This window comes from Pseudomonas sp. CFBP 13710, assembly GCF_014842235.1.
Classification (GTDB): Bacteria; Pseudomonadota; Gammaproteobacteria; order Pseudomonadales; family Pseudomonadaceae; genus Aquipseudomonas; species Aquipseudomonas baltica.
This window is the reverse complement of the sequence record NZ_JACYVJ010000004.1, coordinates 1-17,550: the sequence shown is the minus strand read 5'-3', so window position 1 is coordinate 17,550 and position 17,550 is coordinate 1. Positions and strand designations below refer to the sequence as shown.

General features: G+C 62.1%; 15 protein-coding genes. 3 read left to right on the top strand and 12 right to left on the bottom strand.

From position 1 onward, the window contains the following. Positions 1 to 3: 3 nt before the first annotated feature. The 12 genes from IFT44_RS11035 to dibA form a co-directional block, all read right to left on the bottom strand. The gene (locus tag IFT44_RS11035; RefSeq protein WP_192175899.1) at positions 4 to 3,063 is read right to left on the bottom strand and encodes an efflux RND transporter permease subunit; all 3,060 of its coding nucleotides are present in this window, start codon (positions 3,061 to 3,063) and stop codon (positions 4 to 6) included. Beyond that, positions 3,060 to 4,130 carry an efflux RND transporter periplasmic adaptor subunit gene (locus IFT44_RS11030; protein ID WP_122480627.1) on the bottom strand — a complete coding sequence of 357 codons (1,071 nt, stop codon included), beginning with the start codon at positions 4,128 to 4,130 and terminating at the stop codon, positions 3,060 to 3,062. The genes IFT44_RS11035 and IFT44_RS11030 overlap by 4 nt, the downstream gene beginning before the upstream one ends. Continuing rightward, complete coding sequence (locus IFT44_RS11025; RefSeq protein WP_122480628.1) at positions 4,127 to 5,206, bottom strand: efflux RND transporter periplasmic adaptor subunit; 1,080 nt, start codon at positions 5,204 to 5,206, stop codon at positions 4,127 to 4,129. Before IFT44_RS11025 ends, IFT44_RS11030 begins: the two co-directional genes overlap by 4 nt. Before the next feature lie 156 nt (positions 5,207 to 5,362). Beyond that, positions 5,363 to 6,145, bottom strand: a complete 783-nt coding sequence (locus IFT44_RS11020) for a MetQ/NlpA family ABC transporter substrate-binding protein (protein ID WP_122480629.1) — start codon at positions 6,143 to 6,145, stop codon at positions 5,363 to 5,365. A 100-nt stretch (positions 6,146 to 6,245) separates the two neighbouring features. Next, positions 6,246 to 7,193, bottom strand: a complete 948-nt coding sequence (locus IFT44_RS11015) for a sigma 54-interacting transcriptional regulator (RefSeq protein WP_192058813.1) — start codon at positions 7,191 to 7,193, stop codon at positions 6,246 to 6,248. Positions 7,194 to 7,246: 53 nt separating this feature from the next. Beyond that, complete coding sequence (locus tag IFT44_RS11010) at positions 7,247 to 7,828, bottom strand: alpha/beta hydrolase (protein ID WP_192058811.1); 582 nt, start codon at positions 7,826 to 7,828, stop codon at positions 7,247 to 7,249. 408 nt (positions 7,829 to 8,236) lie between these two features. After that, positions 8,237 to 9,226: a sulfate/molybdate ABC transporter ATP-binding protein gene (locus IFT44_RS11005; protein WP_122480632.1), complete on the bottom strand. Its 990-nt coding sequence runs from the start codon at positions 9,224 to 9,226 to the stop codon at positions 8,237 to 8,239. A gap of 3 nt (positions 9,227 to 9,229) precedes the next feature. Continuing rightward, positions 9,230 to 10,096, bottom strand: a complete 867-nt coding sequence (gene cysW / locus IFT44_RS11000) for a sulfate ABC transporter permease subunit CysW (RefSeq protein ID WP_122480633.1) — start codon at positions 10,094 to 10,096, stop codon at positions 9,230 to 9,232. A gap of 14 nt (positions 10,097 to 10,110) precedes the next feature. Beyond that, positions 10,111 to 10,929 carry a sulfate ABC transporter permease subunit CysT gene (cysT, locus tag IFT44_RS10995; protein ID WP_192102766.1) on the bottom strand — a complete coding sequence of 273 codons (819 nt, stop codon included), beginning with the start codon at positions 10,927 to 10,929 and terminating at the stop codon, positions 10,111 to 10,113. A gap of 149 nt (positions 10,930 to 11,078) precedes the next feature. Continuing rightward, a complete protein-coding gene (locus IFT44_RS10990; RefSeq protein WP_185794828.1) occupies positions 11,079 to 12,089 on the bottom strand; it encodes a sulfate ABC transporter substrate-binding protein in 1,011 nt (336 codons plus the stop codon). Positions 12,090 to 12,147: 58 nt separating this feature from the next. Then, on the bottom strand, positions 12,148 to 12,330 hold the full coding sequence (gene oscA / locus IFT44_RS10985; protein ID WP_043191814.1) for a sulfur starvation response protein OscA: 183 nt from the start codon (positions 12,328 to 12,330) through the stop codon (positions 12,148 to 12,150). Positions 12,331 to 12,447: 117 nt separating this feature from the next. Then, the gene (gene dibA, locus IFT44_RS10980) at positions 12,448 to 14,313 is read right to left on the bottom strand and encodes a phosphodiesterase DibA (RefSeq protein WP_192175898.1); all 1,866 of its coding nucleotides are present in this window, start codon (positions 14,311 to 14,313) and stop codon (positions 12,448 to 12,450) included. A gap of 146 nt (positions 14,314 to 14,459) precedes the next feature. On the opposite strand from dibA, the gene desA reads away from it, so the two are divergent. From desA to IFT44_RS10965, 3 genes are all read left to right on the top strand, one after another. Then, positions 14,460 to 15,644, top strand: a complete 1,185-nt coding sequence (gene desA, locus IFT44_RS10975) for a delta-9 fatty acid desaturase DesA (RefSeq protein ID WP_122480636.1) — start codon at positions 14,460 to 14,462, stop codon at positions 15,642 to 15,644. Positions 15,645 to 15,805: 161 nt separating this feature from the next. Then, positions 15,806 to 16,795: a GGDEF domain-containing protein gene (locus IFT44_RS10970; RefSeq protein ID WP_240998864.1), complete on the top strand. Its 990-nt coding sequence runs from the start codon at positions 15,806 to 15,808 to the stop codon at positions 16,793 to 16,795. 281 nt (positions 16,796 to 17,076) lie between these two features. Further along, on the top strand, positions 17,077 to 17,472 hold the full coding sequence (locus IFT44_RS10965; protein ID WP_192175897.1) for a hypothetical protein: 396 nt from the start codon (positions 17,077 to 17,079) through the stop codon (positions 17,470 to 17,472). The last annotated feature ends 78 nt before the right edge of the window (positions 17,473 to 17,550 follow it).

The following is a 17,550-nucleotide window of genomic DNA, read 5'->3' as shown; positions in this document are numbered from 1 at the left end:
GAATCAAGCCTCCTTCCCCTCGCCCTCGTCTTCCTTGATCCGGTACCAGGCCACATACAGCGCCGGCAGGAACAACAGGGTGAGCAAGGTCGCCACCACGATCCCGCCGATCATCGCGTAGGCCATCGGGCCCCAGAACACCTCGCGGGCGATCGGGATCATGCCCAGACTGGCGGCTGCCGCCGTGAGCAGGATCGGCCGGCGTCGATGCTCGGTTGCCTCCAGCACGGCATCCCAAGGCTTGTAGCCATCGCGTTCATAAGCGTCGATCTGGGTCACCAGAATTACCGAGTTGCGGATGATGATGCCGATCAGCGCCAGTATCCCGAGAATCGCCACAAAGCCCATGGGCGTTCCGGTCGGCACCAGCGCCAACACCACACCGATGATGCCCAGCGGCGCCACACTGGCCACCAGGAACATCTTCTGCACACTGTGCAGCTGGATCATCAGGAAGGTCGCCATGAGGAACAGCATCAACGGCACCACCTTGGCGATGGGTCCCTGCGCCTTGCCGCTTTCCTCGACCGTACCACCGGTGGCCACCTTGTAACCCACCGGAAGGCCTTCGGCGAATTTCTCGATCTCAGGCTTCAGCTGGGCCACCAGATCGGTCGGCTGGATATCGTCGCTGACCGCCGCCTTCAAGGTGATGGTCGGCAAGCGATCACGCCGCCACACCAGCGGCTGCTCCAGCTCGTAGCGCACGGTGGCGAAGGCCAGCAGCGGAATCGAGGTGCCGCTGGGCGTGACGATCTGCAGGTTCTGCAAGGTTTCCGGCGAACCGCGCTCGGCGTCGTTGGCACGGCCGACCACGTTGACCAGATAGATATCGTCATTGACCTGGGTCACCGCCGAGCCGCTGACGATGGTGTTCATCAGCTTGGCCACGTCTTCGGACGACAAGCCCAACTGCCGCGCCTTGTCCTGGGCGATGGCGATGCGCAGCACTTTGCCCGGCTCGTTCCAGTCGTAGATCATCTCGCCGACGTGCGCGTTCTGGTCCAGCAGCGTGGCCAGCTCGATGGCGTGCTTGCGCACCTGGTCGATGTCCTTGCCGCTGACCCGATACTGGATCGGCCGGCCCACCGGCGGCCCCATTTCCAACGCCTGGACGTAGGTGCCGATGCCGACGAAGTCTTCGCGCAGGCGCTTCTTCAAGCGCTCGGTCAGCGCGCCACGCTGCTCAAGGCCTTTGCTGACGATCACCAACTGGGCGTAGTAAGGGTTCTCCAACTGCTGGTCCAGCGGCAGATAGAAACGGATCGCGCCCTGACCGATGTAAGTGCTCCAGCGCGCGATGTCCGGATCATCCTTGAGCGTGGCTTCGAGGCGGTCGACCGCCTTGCGCGTCTCGTTGATCGAAGCGTTCTGCGGCAGGTTCAGGTCCACCAGGATTTCCGGGCGGTCGGACGAAGGAAAGAACTGGTTCTGCACGAAACGCATGCAGAACAGCGCCGCAGCGAACAGCAGCAACGTGCCGATGATCGTCAGCCAACGGTGGCGCATGCAGCCCAGCAGACCACTGTGGAACCAGCGCGCGACACGCCCCGGCTGCTCCGGCTTGGGTTTGACGTTCTTGCTCAGGATGTGCACGCCGATGACCGGTGCGAACAGCACCGCCACCACCCAGGACACCAGCATGGCCACCGCGATCACGGCAAACAGGGTGAAGGTGTACTCACCCGCCGAGCTGGCGTTCAGGCCAATCGGCACGAAGCCGGCCACGGTGACCAAAGTGCCGGTGAGCATCGGGAATGCGGTAGAGGTGTAAGCGAAGGTAGCCGCCTCCTCCTTGCTGTCACCCGCTTCCAGGCGAGTGACCATCATTTCCACGGTGATCATCGCATCGTCCACCAGCAGGCCCAGGGCGATGATCAACGCCCCCAGGGAAATGCGCTGCATGGTAATGCCGCTGTACTCCATGAACACGAAGACCATGGCCAGCACCAGCGGAATCGAGCAGGCCACCACCAGGCCGGCGCGCACGCCCAGGCTGATGAAGCTGACGATCAGCACGATGACCACGGCCTCGAACAAAGCGCTGGTGAACCCACCGACGGCCTTCTCGACCACCTCGGCCTGGTCCGAAACCTTGTGCACGCCCACGCCCACCGGCAACTGCGCGGTCAACGCGTTCATGCGCGCATGCAGCGCGGTACCGAATTCCTGAATGTTGCCGCCGTCTTTCATGGCAATGGCCAGGCCGATGGCGGGCTGGCCGTTGTAGCGGAACATCGGCGCGGCCGGGTCTTTGTAGCCACGTTCGATGTCGGCGATATCGGTCAGCCGGTAGAAGCGGTCGTTGAGCCTGAGGTTGACCGTTTCCAGGTCTTTTTCCGACTTGAACTGGCCCGAGGTGCGCACCGAAATGCGTTCCGGCCCTGCTTCGATCACGCCCGCCGGCGTCACCGCATTCTGTGCCTGCAGCGCGCCGACCACCTGTTGCTGGTCCAGGCCCAGCGCGGCCAGTTTGCGCGTGGAAAAATTCAGGTAGATCACTTCGTCCTGCTGGCCTACCAACTGAACCTTGCCCAGGTTCTCGACCTGACGGATCTCGGCGCGCACCTGCTCCACGTAGTCGCGCAGCTGCCGCATGCTCAGGCCGTCGGCAGTGAAGGCGTAGATGGAGCCGAACACGTCACCGAATTCATCGTTGAACGAAGGCCCCTGCAGGCCCTGGGGGAAGGTGCCGCGAATATCGTCGACCTTCTTGCGCACCTGATACCAGATCTCTGGAATCGCCTTGGCATTGGTGGTGTCGCGCAGGTACACGAACACCGTCGACTCGCCAGGCCGCGTGTAGCTTTTCACGTAGTCCAGGGAGTCCAGCTCTTCGAGCTTCTTTTCGATGCGGTCGGTGACCTGCTTGAGCGTTTCATCCTGGGTCGCGCCCGGCCAGCGGCTCTGGATGACCATGGTCTTGATGGCGAACGCCGGGTCTTCTTCACGGCCCAGGTTGAAATAGGAGAACACGCCCATCAGCAGGCCGACGAACATCAGGTACCAGACGAAGGACTGGTGCTTGAGCGCCCAGTCGGACAGGTTGAAACTTCCCTTCATTGCCGGCTCGCCTCGTCCAGTTTGATTTTCTGCCCGGGTTTCAGGCTGTTGACGCCAGCGCTGACCACGCGCTCACCCGCCTGCACACCGCTGCCCAGCACTACGACGCCACGGTCGCGGCTGAGCACGGTGACCGGGCGCGGGTTGACGGTCTTGTTCTGGACGTCCACCAGCCACACCTGGGTCTTGCCATCGACTTCCTGCACTGCGGTCTCCGGCAATTCCAGGCGCTGCGCGATACTTGAACTCAAGGTCACGCTGATCGCCGTGCCCAGGCGCAGGCCGGCGGGGCTTTCGCGCAGGGTCAGGCGTGCGCGACGGGTGCGCGTCGCACTGTCGGGCCGCGGCTCCAGCTCACGCAGGGTGCCGGTGGTGGCAACGCTCGGGTCGAGCTGGGACTGCACACGAAACTCCACGCCCTCGGGCAGGGTTTCGGCCAGCCCGTCTGGCAGGTCGATGACCGCCTCCTTGATATCGGGACGGGCCAATACCACCACCTCTTCACCGGCGCTCACCACTTGCCCGACTTCCACTTTCCATTGATTGACCACGGCGGCGTGGTCGGCGCGCAGCTCGCTATAGCCCAGTTGATCCCTGGCTTGGCTGACGGCGGCCTTGGCCTGGTCGAGCGAGGCCTGGGCGGTCTTCAGGTCGGTCTGGGCGATGTCCAGGCCAGCCTGCGCACCGACGCCACGGTCGAACAACTCCTGCTGGCGGCGAGCATTGGCCTGGGCATTGATGAACTGCGCCTGCACGCGGGCCAGATCACCCTGGCTCGAACGCAACTGGTTCTGCTGGTCGGTCGGATCGAGGGTGGCCAGCAGCTGGCTCTTCTCCACCTGGCTGCCGACATCCACCGCACGCCGGGCGATACGCCCCGATACGCGAAAGCCCAACGTGCTTTCGTAGCGCGCCTGGATATTGCCCGCGAAGCGACCCAGGCTCTGCTGGTCCAGGCCCTTGACCTCGACCGACAGCACCGGGCGGATCGGCTCGGGAGCTTGCTCTTCCTTCGAACAGCCTGCCAGCAACAGCACGGCCGCAGACAACGCGATCACCGCCTTCATGGCTGGCGCTCCTCGGCAATTTCCACCTGCATGTCCGGGTGCAGCAACTGCCCGCCGGCGACGACCACGCGGTCGCCGTTCTTCAAGCCATCGGCGATCACCACCTTGCCGGTCAGGTAACGGCCCACGTCGACCTTGCGCAGATTGACCTTGTCGCCTTCCCCCACCACCCACACGGCAGGCTCGGCGATGTCCTTGGTCAACGCCGACCAGGGCAGCTCGACGCTGGTCTTGCCCGGACCGTTGAGCGATGCGTTGACCACCGAGCCGAGGTCCATGCCCTTGGGCAGGCCTTGCAGGGCGATCTTCACGCGCACAGTACCGGTCTGCGCGGACACCGCTGGGGTGACTTCGCGCACCGTGCCGGTGGTCTTGATCGCCGGCTCGTCGAGCAGGCTGACGGTGATCGGCTGCTGGCCGGCCGGTTGGGCAAACAGCGACTCGTACACGTCGAATACCGCATCGCGGTCGCCATCGCGGGCCAGGCCGAAGATCGGCGCAGTGGCCTGTACCACCTGGCCAACCTCTGCCTGGCGGGCAGTGATCACGCCTGGGGCGTCGGCCACCAGGTCGGTGTAGCTCAATTGTTCACGGGCATTGGCCAACTGGGCGCTCGCCGCCGCCAACGAACTCTGCGCACCGCGCAGCGCCGCCTGGGCCGAGTCGTATTCACTCTGGCTGGTGTAGCCCTTGGGCAGCAGCTTCTGCTGGCGCACGAAGGCCGCCGATGTCTGTTTCACACGTGCCTGTTCGGCGGCCACTGCAGCCTTGGCCGAATCGACGTTTGTCTGCAGGTCCTTGGGGTCCAGGCGCGCCAGCACCTGCCGTGCGCTGACATGATCGCCCACGTCCACCAACCGCTGGATGATCTTGCCACCGACGCGGAACGACAACTGGGTCTGGATGCGCGCCTGCACATCGCCGGTGAGATTGACCGCAGCGGCGAACTCGCCGCTCTGTACATTCTCCACGCGCACGCGCGGATGCGTCGGCTCGATGGGCTTGTCTTCACCACACCCCGCCAGCGCAACCAACAAAAGGGAAACCCCTACAACCTTCCAACGAGGACCAGCCATGCAGGCTCCTTTGCGTGCGCTGTGATGCCAGGTGTGTATGCGACTGTGGCCGTGATGCGAGGTTCATTTGCCGGGAATGGCCCTGCCCGGACAAAGCAAAACGCCGACACTGTACAAGCTGTCGGCGCTCAGGTGAACCGTTGTCACACTCGGGAATCAGAACGCCGGCAATACCGCGCCGCTGTACTTCTTCTCGATGAAGGCTTTCACTTCGGGGCTGGTCAGCGCCTTGGCCAGTTTCTGCATGGCCGGGCTGTCCTTGTTGTCCGGACGGGCCACCAGGAAATTCACGTAAGGCGAATCCGATCCTTCGATCACCAAGGCATCCTTGGCCGGGTTCAGGCCGGCTTCAAGTGCGTAGTTGGTGTTGATCATGTCCAGGTCGACCTGGTCCAGCACGCGCGGCAGCATGGCCGATTCCAGCTCCTTGAACTTGAGGTTCTTGGGGTTGCTGGCGATGTCCTTGGGGGTGGCCAGGGCGTTGCTCGGGTCCTTCAGGGTGATCAGGCCGGCTTTCTGCAGCAGGATCAACGCACGACCGCTGTTGCTGCCCTCGTTGGGGATGGCGACGGTTGCGCCGTCCTTGAGTTCGCTCAGCGACTTGACCTTCTTCGAGTAACCGCCGAAGGGCTCGACGTGCACGCCGATCACGGTGACCAGGTTGGTGCCCTTGCCCTTGTTGAAGCTTTCCAGGTACGGCAGGGTCTGGAAGTAGTTGGCGTCCAGACGCTTTTCGTTCACCTGTACGTTGGGTTGCACGTAGTCGGTGAACACCTTGATGTCCAGCTCGACGCCTTCCTTGGCCAGGGTCGGCTTGATCAGCTCGAGGATCTCGGCGTGGGGAACCGGCGTGGCGGCGATCACGAGTTTTTCTGCCGCGTTGGCCAGGCCGAAAGACAGGGAGGCCGCCAGAGCGGTGAACAGCAAAGCCTTTTTCATGCTAAGTCCTTGAAATTGGGTGGCGGCGGCAGCAATCGGCCAGCCTTGCGCGGACAATACCGGGAATTAATATTCCTACAAATACCTTTTAGTTTGCTGCTTATGCCTTTTTACTCAAGCGCTCGACGCTGCGGTTCAGCAGCGCTGCCAAAGCAACCGGCTCGGCGTGCTCGGTGGCCTGCGTCAACAGCTGCTCGAGATGCACGAGCAAGTCCGTGTTCGCGGCCGCTGGCAGATTGAGATGCTCGGGCAGGATCTCGTCGCCGCGGCTGACCAGCAGGGCAAAATGGATGACGTTTTCCAGCTCGCGGGTATTGCCGGGCCAATCATGGCGCTCCAGCGCTCGCTGCGTATCGGCGCTGATCAGCGGCACCGCCAGGTTCAGACGGTGGCTGTAGATGCCCAGGAAATACTCGGCCAGGGCGAGGATATCGCCGGTCCGCTCGCGCAACGGCGGCAAGGTCAGGCGGCCTTCGCCCAGATAGGCGTGCAACCGTTCGTTGAATTTCCCCGCGGCCACGGCCTGGCCCAGATCGATGCTCGACGCCGCCACCAGGCGCACGTCCACGGGATTGGGCTGAGCCGCGCCGACGCGGGTCACTTCACGGGTTTCCAACGCCGCGAGCAGTTTGGTCTGGATCGCCAGCGGCAGGTCGGCGATCTCGTCCAGGTACAGCGTGCCGCCGTTGGCCGAGCCGAACCATCCGGCCCGGCTGCTGGCCGTGCCGCTGTGGGCTCCTGCGCTGTAGCCGAACAGCTCGGCATCGGCGTAGGTCGGGCTGATCGCGCCGCAATTGACCGAGACGAAAAGGCCGCCACGATCACTGCCGCGATGAATGTGGCGGGCAAGCAGTTCCTTGCCGGTGCCGCTTTCACCCTGAATCAGCACCGGCAGTGCCTTGGGCGCGAGCCGCTCGAGCTCCTCGCGCAAGCGTCGCGAGCGCGGATCGACGAACACCAGCGCCTTGGCGCGGATGCTCAGCGGGCTCTTGTCGGCGTCGGGAAAGGTCAGCAGCGGCTGGCCGAAGGTGTCGTTGTATGCGGTCATGGGCAAGGCTCCCACCGGCCTGGCTGCAGGCGGCGTACTCGGTTGTCGGGCATTCAGGCGCGCAGCTGGATGTGCTGGTCCATGCGACTCTGCAGGCGATAGAGGTAGGCAAACCCCTGTTCCCAGCGTCGATGCCCGGACTTGACGTTGATATGCCCGGCACCGGCCAGAATGCCGGCTTCGGCGCCCCAGTCGCGGGCCAGTTGCAAGGCTCGCGGAGCACTGGCCGCAGGGTCGTTGTCCGAGCCCACCACTTGGCTGGGGAATGGCAGCAGGTGTTTGGGGATGGGTGCGAAGTTGCGCAGGGCCGGCGAGCAGGCCGGGCGCTCTACGTCTGCAGGCGCCACCAGCAGGGCTCCGCGAACCTTGCGCAACGAAACCAGCGAGGCGGCGACCGACCAGTGGGCGACTGTCACGCATCCCAGGCTGTGAGCAATGAGAATCACCGGATCGGCGCTGGCATTCACCGCGCGGTCCAGCGCCGCGACCCAGTCTTCACGCCGTGGCGTGAGCCAGTCGTCCTGCTCGACACGCGCGCTGTTGGGCAGGGTTCGTTGCCAATGGCTTTGCCAATGGTCGTCGGACGAGCCCTGCCAGCCTGGCACGATCAGATAGCGGATCGACTCATTGCGCATGGGATGCGCCTCCTGCAAACGTTGCGTTGGAGGCCAGTATAAGGAAAGGAGTTATATTCGTTAAGGAATAAGAAGCTATTTATTAATAACCAAAATAAAGGTCAATCAGCCCCGTAGCAGCGCCGCAAGCCGCGTCGGCGGCACGCGCGGTCTGCCTGCTGCCACCGCATAACCCCGGACGCGGCTTGCGCCGCTGCTACAAGGTGCGCGTGATCTTCTGTAGCAGCGGCGCAAGCCGCGTCGGCGGCACGTACAGTCTGCCTGCTGCACCGCATCGACCCCGGACGCGGCTTGCGCCGCTGCTACAAGGTGCGCGTGATCTTCTGTAGCAGCGGCGCGAGCCGCGTCGGCGGTACACGCGGTGTCTCTGACGCACCGCGTTGAATTCGGACGCGGCTCGCGCCGCTGCTACAGACCTGACGCCTTCTGCCAGACCTTGGGCTTGAAGAACAACGTCTCGCCCCGCGCCAGGCCACTCAGGCTGTCATGGTCCTTGACCACTTCGGCCTCGATCAGCTCGCTCTGCCCCTCGACCTTGAGCGTCACCCGCGTGGTTGCGCCCAACGGGCGAATGTCACGCACCTCGGCGGCATGATGGTCGTCCAGCTCGTGGCGCGACAGCGACACTTCGTGCGGACGAAACAGCACATGCTCTTCACCACCCAACTGCAAGCGGTTGGAGTCGCCCAGAAAGTGATAGACGAAGTCGCTTGCCGGGTTCTCGTACACCTCGCCTGGCGAACCGATCTGCTCGATGACACCCTTGTTCATCACTACGATGCGATCCGCCACTTCCATGGCTTCTTCCTGGTCGTGGGTCACGAAGACCGAGGTCAGGTTGATGTCCTCGTGCAAGCGCGCCAGCCAGCGACGCAGCTCCTTGCGCACCTTGGCGTCGAGCGCGCCGAAAGGTTCGTCGAGCAGCAACACCTTGGGCTCGACCGCCAGGGCACGGGCCAGGGCAATACGCTGGCGCTGGCCCCCGGACAACTGCTCGGGGTAGCGATCGTGCAACCAGTCCAACTGCACCATGTTCAACAGCTCATGCACTTTCTGCGCAATCACCGTTTCGGTGGGCCGTTCGCGCTTGGGTTTCATGCGCAAGCCAAAGGCGACGTTGTCGAACACTGTCATGTGTCGGAACAGCGCGTAGTGCTGGAACACGAAACCGACGTTGCGATCCCGCACATCGTGGCCTGAAACGTCCTCGCCGTGGAACACGATGCTGCCCTGGTCGGGCGTTTCCAGGCCGGCGATGATGCGCAGCAAGGTGGTCTTGCCGCACCCGGATGGGCCCAGCAGAGCCACCAGCTCGCCACTCTGGATGTCCAGATTGATGGAGTCCAGGGCCTGGAAGGCATTGAAGCGCTTGCTGACGTTACGAACTTCGATCGACATTAATCATTCCTCCGCGGCGCTGTTGCGCAGGCGGTCAATACGGGACTCGCTCCACTGCTTGAGCAGCAGGATGAAGAGCGCCAGGATCAGCAACAGGCTCGCAACGGCAAAGGCGGCGACATGGTTGTATTCGTTGTAGAGAATTTCCACGTGCAGCGGCAGGGTATTGGTCACGCCGCGAATGTGCCCGGACACCACCGAGACGGCACCGAACTCGCCCATGGCCCGCGCGGTACACAGCACCACGCCGTAGATCAGCCCCCACTTGATGTTCGGCACGGTGACGTACCAGAACATCTGCCAGCCATTCGCGCCCAGCAGACGCGCCGCTTCCTCTTCCTGCGTGCCTTGTTCCTGCATCAGCGGGATCAGCTCGCGGGCCACGAACGGCACGGTCACGAAGATGGTGGCCAGCACGATACCTGGCAAGGCGAACACGATCTGGATGTCGTGGTCCTGCAGCCACGGCCCGAACAGGCCCTGAGCGCCGAACATCAGCACATAGACCAGACCGGCAATCACCGGCGACACCGAGAACGGCAGGTCGATCAACGTGACCAGAATGCTCTTGCCGCGAAACGAATACTTGCTCACGCACCACGCGGCGCTGACGCCGAACACCAGGTTCAGCGGCACCGAAATGAGCACGGCGAACACCGTCAGCTTGAGCGCCGACAGCGCATCGGGCTCGAAGATCGCCGCGAAAAAGGTCCCCAGGCCCTGCTTCAAGCCCTGGGACACGACGATCAGCAACGGCAGCAACAGAAACACGGCGAAGACCAGCCAGCCAAGGGCGATCAACACCCGCCGCGAGGTTGCGCTGCCACGCCGGGCCGCATTGGTGGAGGCAGCAATGGAAGATGCAGACATGTGCGGAGCCTCCTTCAAGGGGTTTCGATGCGCCGCTGCAACAAGTTGATCAGCAGCAGCAGAACGAAGGAAACCACCAGCATCATCACGCCGATGGCCGTGGCGCCGGTGTAGTCGTATTGGTCCAGCTTGACCATGATCAGCAGCGGCAGGATTTCGGTCTTCATCGGCATGTTGCCGGCAATGAAAATAACCGATCCGTACTCGCCCACGCCGCGGGCGAACGCCAGGGCAAAACCGGTGAGCCAGGCAGGCAACAGCGCCGGCGCGAGGATGAAGCGGAACACCTGCAGCGGCTTGGCACCCAGGCAGGCCGCGGCTTCCTCGACCTCGCGCGGAATGTCGGCCAGCACCGGCTGCACTGTGCGCACCACGAACGGCAAGGTGACGAAGGTCAGGGCCAGGGTGATGCCCAGCGGGGTGTAGGCGATCTTGAAACCCAGGTCGGCGGCGAACTGCCCAACCAGGCCGTTGGGTGCATACAGCGCCGTCAGGGCAATGCCTGCCACGGCCGTGGGCAGGGCGAACGGCAGGTCGATCATCGCATCGATGATCTTGCGTCCGGGAAAGGTGTAGCGCACCAGCACCCAGGCCAGCAGGGTGCCGATCACTCCATTGATGATCGCCGCACACAACGCCGTGCCGAAACTGAGTTTCAGTGCGGCGAGTACGCGAGGTGCGGTAACGATGGTCCAGAACTGTTCCCAGGTCAGCTGCGCGGCATGCACGAACATGGCGGCCAGGGGGATCAGCACGATCAGGCTGAGGTACACGACGGTGTAGCCCAGCGTCAGCCCGAAGCCGGGTATGACGGGGGAGATACGACGCGACATAGAAGTCCTTGATGAATACGGTTTACGCAATCGGGCCTCTTCGCGGGCAGAGCCCATTCCCACAGGCTTTACGGTGACCTGTGGGAACGGGGCGGGCGGCGAGCCCTCTGCCCGCGAAGAGGCCCGCCGCCTCAACGCATGTCTATAGCTTATTGAGCCTGATAAATCTGGTCGAACACCCCACCATCATTGAAGAATTTGGGCTGCGCCGTTTTCCACCCGCCGAAATCCTTGTCGATAGTGACCAGATTCAGCGCCGGAAATTGCTTCGCATACTTGGCCGCCACGTCCTTGTCGCGCGGACGATAGAAGTTCTTCGCGGCGATTTCCTGGCCAGCCGGGCTGTACAGGTGCTTGAGGTAGGCTTCGGCGATTTCCTCGTTGCCCTTCTTCTTCACGTTCTTGTCGACCACGGCCACTGGCGGCTCAGCCAAAATCGACAGCGAAGGCACGACGATGTCGAACTTGTCCGCGCCACCGTCTTCCTTCAATGCCAGGAACGCCTCGTTCTCCCAGGCCAGCAAAACGTCGCCCTGACCATTGTTGACGAAGGTGATGGTCGAGCCACGGGCACCGGTGTCCAGAATCGGCACGTGCTTGAACAGCGTCTGCACGTACTCTTTGGCCTTGCCTTCGTCGCCATCGCCGGCTTTCAGGCCGTAGGCCCAGGCTGCCAGGAAATTCCAACGGGCGCCGCCGGACGTCTTCGGATTCGGCGTGATCACCGAGACATCATTCTTGATCAGGTCGCCCCAGTCCTTGATGCCCTTGGGGTTGCCCTTGCGCACCAGAAACACGATGGTCGAGGTGTAGGGCGTGCTGGCGTCCGGCAGACGGGTCTGCCAGTTCTCCGGGATGGACTTGCCCAAGCGGCTGATCTCGTCGATGTCACCGGCCAGCGCCAGGGTCACCACATCGGCGGGCAGGCCGTCGATCACCGCGCGGCCCTGTTTGCCCGAACCACCGTGGGATTGCTTGATCGACACGGTGTCGCCCGCGTGTTCCTTCTTCCAGAAATTGACGAACTCGGCGTTGTACTCCTGGTACAGCTCGCGGGTCGGGTCGTAGGACACGTTGAGCAGCTCGTAGTCCTTGGCGACGGCGGAGCCGGCAAACACGGCGCTGGCGAGGGCTGCCAAGGCATAACGGCGGATAGACATGGACGAAGCTCCTGGAATGGCGGGTATTTTTCTTATGGCTGCTACGCAGGACGCGTACTCAGCTGGGCTTGTTGCCCGGGTTCTGCAAACGGAATTTTTCCTTGCGTTCGATCTGCACGACTTGAGCGTTGTGTACGGTGATCTCCACCGCACCGAAACGCAGGTCGCGCAGCGCACTCTGAATTTCCCGCAGAATGGTGGCTTCGTCCTGTCCTTCGACGCTGCGTAGCGATGCGCTCATGATCATGCTCCTGGGTAAGGGGTGCCAAGGTGGCGTGAGCGCGATAGTAGAGCGGTCCTATTATTCTTAAAAATACTGTTTAAGAATTTTCATATAACCAAAAGTTTTTATCTGTGCCTATTGGACCTGCCATTGCAGCGCAGCGGCTTGCACCGGACGGCCGAACCAATAGCCCTGGCCCAGTCCGCAACCGTGCTCCAGCAGGAACTGCGCCTGATTCGCCTGCTCGATGCCCTCGGCGTGCACCTGCATGCCCATGCTGTGCGCCAGCGCGATGATCGCCGTGGTGATCGCCACATCGTCCTCGTCGCCGGGCAGGCCGGCGACGAAACCCTGGTCGATCTTGAGTTTGTGGACCGGCAGGCGCTTGAGCCTGAGCAAGGATGAATAACCGGTGCCGAAGTCGTCGATCGCCAGTTGCAAACCCAGATCGCGCAGGTGATGCAGTTGCTCCAGTGCGCGGTCCGGATCATCCATCACCGCACTTTCGGTCACTTCCAGTTCCAGATGCGCAGGCGCCAGTTCCGTCTCGGCCAGGACCCTTTCGACCTGCCGGTAGAGATCATGGTGGCTGAACAGACGGCTGGAGATGTTCACCGCGACGAAATCCAGTGCCTTGCCCTCGACCTGCCACTGCCGCATCTGGCGGCACGCGGTGGCCAGCACCCAGGTGTCGATTTCGGCGATCAAACCACTGCGCTCGGCAATCGGTATGAACTGCCCTGGCGGCACCAGGCCGCGCTCCGGGTGCTGCCAGCGCACCAGCGCCTCCACCCCGACCATGGCCTTGTCGCGCAGGGCATGCACCGGTTGGTAGTGCACGCGCAGCTGGCCGTCGGCCAAGGCCTGGCGCAGTTCTGCGGTCACTTCGATCTGCTGCTGGGCGCGGGTGGTCAGCTCTTCGGTATACAGGGCATAGCTCGAACGGCCCCGTGCCTTGGCCTGGAACAGCGCCGAGTCGGCGTTGCGCAACAGCTGCTCGGCACCCTGCGCGTCGTCGGGAAACAGACTGATGCCCATGCTGGCGCTGATGAACAAGGTGTGCCCGTCGATGGCGAAGGGCGCGCGCAGGCCTTCGAGCAACCCCTGCCCCAGCGCCGTCGCCTGCCCTGTGCGCAACTCGCCTTCCATCAGCACGGCAAATTCGTCGCCGCCCAGCCGAGCCAGGGTCACCTCCTCGCCCAACCCGCACTGCAGACGCTCGACCACGGCCATCAGCAACCGATCGCCCACGCCATGACCGAAGCTGTCGTTGACGTTCTGGAAGTGGTCGAGGTCGATGAGCAACAACGCGCAGCAGCGTTGCGCAAGCCGGGCCGTACTCAAGGCGTGCTCGGTGCGGTGGCTGAACAGCAGGCGGTTGGGCAACCCGGTCAGCGGATCATGGTGTGCCAGATGGGCCAGCTCGCGCTGCGAATGCCTGATCGCGCTGATGTCGGAGAACACCGCCACATAGTGGCTCTGCTTGCCCCGATCATCGCGGATCGCGCGGATGGTCTGCCACTGCGGGTAGCTGTCGCCGCCCTTGCGCCGGTTCCAGATCTCGCCGCTCCACTGGTCGTGCTCGGCCAGCGTGCGAAACATCTGTTGATAGAAGGCCGGCGGATGCTGCCCGGATTTGAACGTGTTCGGGTTCTGCCCGAGCACTTCGTCCTCGGCATACCCGGTGATCGCCATGAAGGCCCGGTTGACCTGCAGGATGCGCCCTGCAGTGTCGGTCACCAGCACGCCGTCGGCGGTGCAGTCGAAAACCGCTGCCGACAAACGTCGGCTTTCGCGGTTGGCCTGCCGCGCGCGCAGCCAGCCAAAGGCGAACGCACTGCCCAGCAACCACACACCGCAACCGGCCAGATGAACCCCCCATCCGGCCGACGACGCTCCGAAAAGGCCGTTTGCCACACGACTGCACAACAGAAACCACACCACACAGACAATCAGGTAAATCACAACGCCGCGCGCTGTAACCCGAGATAAAACAGACATAGGGTCAATCGGCCACACAAAATGTGTACCAATTATAGAATAGAAACATTCAGCGACTCTTATCTAAAAGAGCGACTGGCTTTATCTGATAGCTAGTCGATAATGCGCTGCACGCATTACCCACCCAACCGAGGGCCTTCCCGCCTATGTGGTACAACGGTTTTCTCGATCTGTCCGCCTGGCAAGTGGTGGCAGTCACGTTGTTGCTGACCCATGTGACCATCATCAGCGTCACTGTCTACCTGCACCGCTATTCCGCCCACCGCTCGCTGGAACTCAACGCCGGGCTCAAGCACTTCTTCCGTTTCTGGCTCTGGCTCACCACTGCCCAGAACACCCGCGAGTGGACCGCCATCCACCGCAAGCACCACGCCAAATGCGAAACCGTCGACGATCCGCACAGCCCCGTGATCAAGGGCCTGGGCACCGTGATGCGTACCGGCGCCGAGCTCTATCGCAAAGAGGCGGAAAACCCCGACACCTTGCGCATCTATGGCAAGAACTGCCCCGAAGACTGGATCGAGCGCAACCTGTACTCGCGCTTCCGCCACACTGGCGTGGTCCTGATGCTGGTCATCGACCTGTTGCTGTTCGGCGCTCTCGGCCTGACCGTGTGGGCCGTGCAGATGATGTGGATTCCCTTCTGGGCAGCCGGTGTCATCAATGGCCTCGGCCATGCCGTGGGCTACCGCAACTTCGAATGCCGCGACGCGGCCACCAACCTGGTGCCGTGGGGCATCATCGTCGGCGGCGAAGAACTGCACAACAACCACCACACCTACCCCAATTCGGCCAAGCTGTCGGTCAAGAAATGGGAGTTCGACATGGGTTGGGCCTGGATCAAGCTGTTTACCTGGCTGCGCCTGGCCAAGGTCCAGCGCGTGGCACCGATTGCCCACCGCGTGGAAGGCAAGGGCCAGCTCGACATGGACACCGCCATGGCGATCCTCAACAATCGCTTCCAGATCATGGCGCAGTACCGCAAGCTGGTGATCGCGCCGCTGGTGCAACAGGAGCTGAGCAGGGTCGACGAATCGGTACGTCACCAATTCCGCCGGGCCAAGCGCCTGCTGTCGCGTGAAACCAGCCTGCTGGACGAAGGGCATCACCTGCACATCCAGACGATGCTCGAACACAGCCACGCATTGCGCGTCATCTATGAAAAACGCCTGGCCCTGCAACAGATCTGGGCGCGCACCAGTTCCAACGGTCATGATATGCTCGCCGCCATCAAGGATTGGATCCAAGAGGCCGAAGCCAGTGGCATTCACTCGCTGCGCGACTTCGCGACCCAGCTCAAGACGTACTCGCTGAGGCCTGCTGCAGCCTGAGCCGTTTATCGGTGCGCCTTGGCCCCAGGGCGCGCCGTTCGGAACTTCGTTACAATTTTCCGCTCTCAGACTCATAGCGCTACCGCCTGGGATCATGCCTTGGCCGCGCCTTTTCGCGCATCCGTTCGCAGTAATCCCAACGCCTCTGAGATGCCGTGATGATGGTCAATAAAAAATTACCTTCTACACCCGTCAAACCTCTACCCGAAGCCGCTGAAACCCTATTGGCCTTGATGCATGCCCAGGGTGAGGTCGCGCGGCTCAAGGAGCGCGAGCAGCTGTTCAGCTCGCTGTTGGTCAGCGTCAACGCGGTACTCTGGGCGTTCGATTGGGAAACCCAGCAGATGATCTACGTCAGCCCCGCCTACGAACGGATTTTCGGCCGCTCGGTGGGTTTGCTGCTGGCCGACTACAACGAATGGCGCGACAGCATCTACCCGGATGACTTGGACTACGCCGATCGCAGCCTGGCCGAAGTGCTCGACAAGGGCGCCGTCGAAGACCGCGAATACCGCATCATCAGCGCCGATGGCCAGATCCGCTGGCTCAGCGACAAGTGCTTCGTCAGCCATCAGGTGGATGCAGGCCAACGCGTGATCGTGGTGGGTATCGCCGAGGACATTACCGAAAAGAAGCACCTTGAAGGCGAGCTCCAACGCCTCGCCACCACCGATGTCCTGACCCAGAGCAGCAACCGTCGACACTTCTTCGAATGCGCCCACCGCGAGTTCGAGCAGTCCCGCCTCAACGACACGCCCATGGCCTTCCTGCTGCTGGACATCGACGATTTCAAGATGATCAACGATACCTATGGGCACCAGGAAGGTGACCACGTGCTGCAACGCATCGCCGAAACCGGCCGTGCGGTACTGCGCCGTGGCGATTTGTTCGGGCGCATCGGTGGTGAAGAATTCGCCGCCGTGTTCCCGGGCTGCGCGCCGGACATGGCCATGCAGATCGCCGAGCGCCTGCAGCGCGAAATCCAGCGCCTGAGCTTCCACCACAATGGCAAGAACTACGGCGTGACGGTAAGCCAGGGCCTGACCAGTATTCAGCCGCAAGACGAAATGCTTGACTCCCTCTTCTCGCGTTCCGACGCCGCCATGTACCAGGCCAAGCGTCAGGGCAAGAACCAGATCGTGCCGGCCTAGTCAGCGAACCATTGGTGTCCCCGGCCACTCGTTCCATTGCGACACGCCTATTTTATGCAACTGTGCTGGATTGATTCGCGTCTGGCCCATTAGGGAATTCAAGCATGTTGTATCAATTTGCAGAATTATCTACCTAGATCAAAACTCATTGGGTGGAGGGTTGTGCCAGCCAACTTCATTATTCTCTATTAAAAAGACATATTCGTTTCCTTGAGCCATACGTTAGGTCATGGTTTACTTTTCCATGAAGCTACGGAGAATTACCACTCAAGGAGTTGCACATGAAACAATTATTTATGATTGCCACGCTTGTCCCGCTATCGGTTGCTGCTAATTATGGTAGCGAAAACTGCCTAAGCTTTCCCCCTGCTTATTCCAGGTTAACCAAAGTTGATTTGGAGGACTGGGAGTCTGTCACAAAAGAATTCAGAGACAACGCTCTTTGGAATCAAAACACTACTGAAATCCAGTCATGTGAAAGCCTCTATACCTTGCCGGTTACCACATCGCGCGAAGGTAATGTCAGCTTTGGCGGTATCTGCACCATCGCAGGCTCTGGCCAAAAGGTATTCATCTGCACCGACCGCATGCTGGGCCGCTTCGAGGTATTTCCAGAATATCAGCGCGACTTGCCCTGGATCGCCCAGACAATATTCGACCATTGCTGGGGTGGTTGATCCCGACCTCTCTCGATCACCGCGAAGGCCCGTGGTCAGATAGAGGCCGTTATTCATGTCCCGGCGTAGTCCAGGGCA

Excerpts from the sequence above, each read along its gene's own strand:
- IFT44_RS11035 (WP_192175899.1), bottom strand. The coding sequence starts at position 3,063 with ATGAAGGGAAGTTTCAACCTGTCCGACTGGGCGCTCAAGCACCAGTCC.
- IFT44_RS11030 (WP_122480627.1), bottom strand. The coding sequence starts at position 4,130 with ATGAAGGCGGTGATCGCGTTGTCTGCGGCCGTGCTGTTGCTGGCAGGC.
- IFT44_RS11025 (WP_122480628.1), bottom strand. The coding sequence starts at position 5,206 with ATGGCTGGTCCTCGTTGGAAGGTTGTAGGGGTTTCCCTTTTGTTGGTT.
- IFT44_RS11020 (WP_122480629.1), bottom strand. The coding sequence starts at position 6,145 with ATGAAAAAGGCTTTGCTGTTCACCGCTCTGGCGGCCTCCCTGTCTTTC.
- IFT44_RS11015 (WP_192058813.1), bottom strand. The coding sequence starts at position 7,193 with ATGACCGCATACAACGACACCTTCGGCCAGCCGCTGCTGACCTTTCCC.
- IFT44_RS11010 (WP_192058811.1), bottom strand. The coding sequence starts at position 7,828 with ATGCGCAATGAGTCGATCCGCTATCTGATCGTGCCAGGCTGGCAGGGC.
- IFT44_RS11005 (WP_122480632.1), bottom strand. The coding sequence starts at position 9,226 with ATGTCGATCGAAGTTCGTAACGTCAGCAAGCGCTTCAATGCCTTCCAG.
- cysW (WP_122480633.1), bottom strand. The coding sequence starts at position 10,096 with ATGTCTGCATCTTCCATTGCTGCCTCCACCAATGCGGCCCGGCGTGGC.
- cysT (WP_192102766.1), bottom strand. The coding sequence starts at position 10,929 with ATGTCGCGTCGTATCTCCCCCGTCATACCCGGCTTCGGGCTGACGCTG.
- IFT44_RS10990 (WP_185794828.1), bottom strand. The coding sequence starts at position 12,089 with ATGTCTATCCGCCGTTATGCCTTGGCAGCCCTCGCCAGCGCCGTGTTT.
- oscA (WP_043191814.1), bottom strand. The coding sequence starts at position 12,330 with ATGAGCGCATCGCTACGCAGCGTCGAAGGACAGGACGAAGCCACCATT.
- dibA (WP_192175898.1), bottom strand. The coding sequence starts at position 14,313 with ATGTCTGTTTTATCTCGGGTTACAGCGCGCGGCGTTGTGATTTACCTG.
- desA (WP_122480636.1), top strand. The coding sequence starts at position 14,460 with ATGTGGTACAACGGTTTTCTCGATCTGTCCGCCTGGCAAGTGGTGGCA.
- IFT44_RS10970 (WP_240998864.1), top strand. The coding sequence starts at position 15,806 with ATGGTCAATAAAAAATTACCTTCTACACCCGTCAAACCTCTACCCGAA.
- IFT44_RS10965 (WP_192175897.1), top strand. The coding sequence starts at position 17,077 with ATGAAACAATTATTTATGATTGCCACGCTTGTCCCGCTATCGGTTGCT.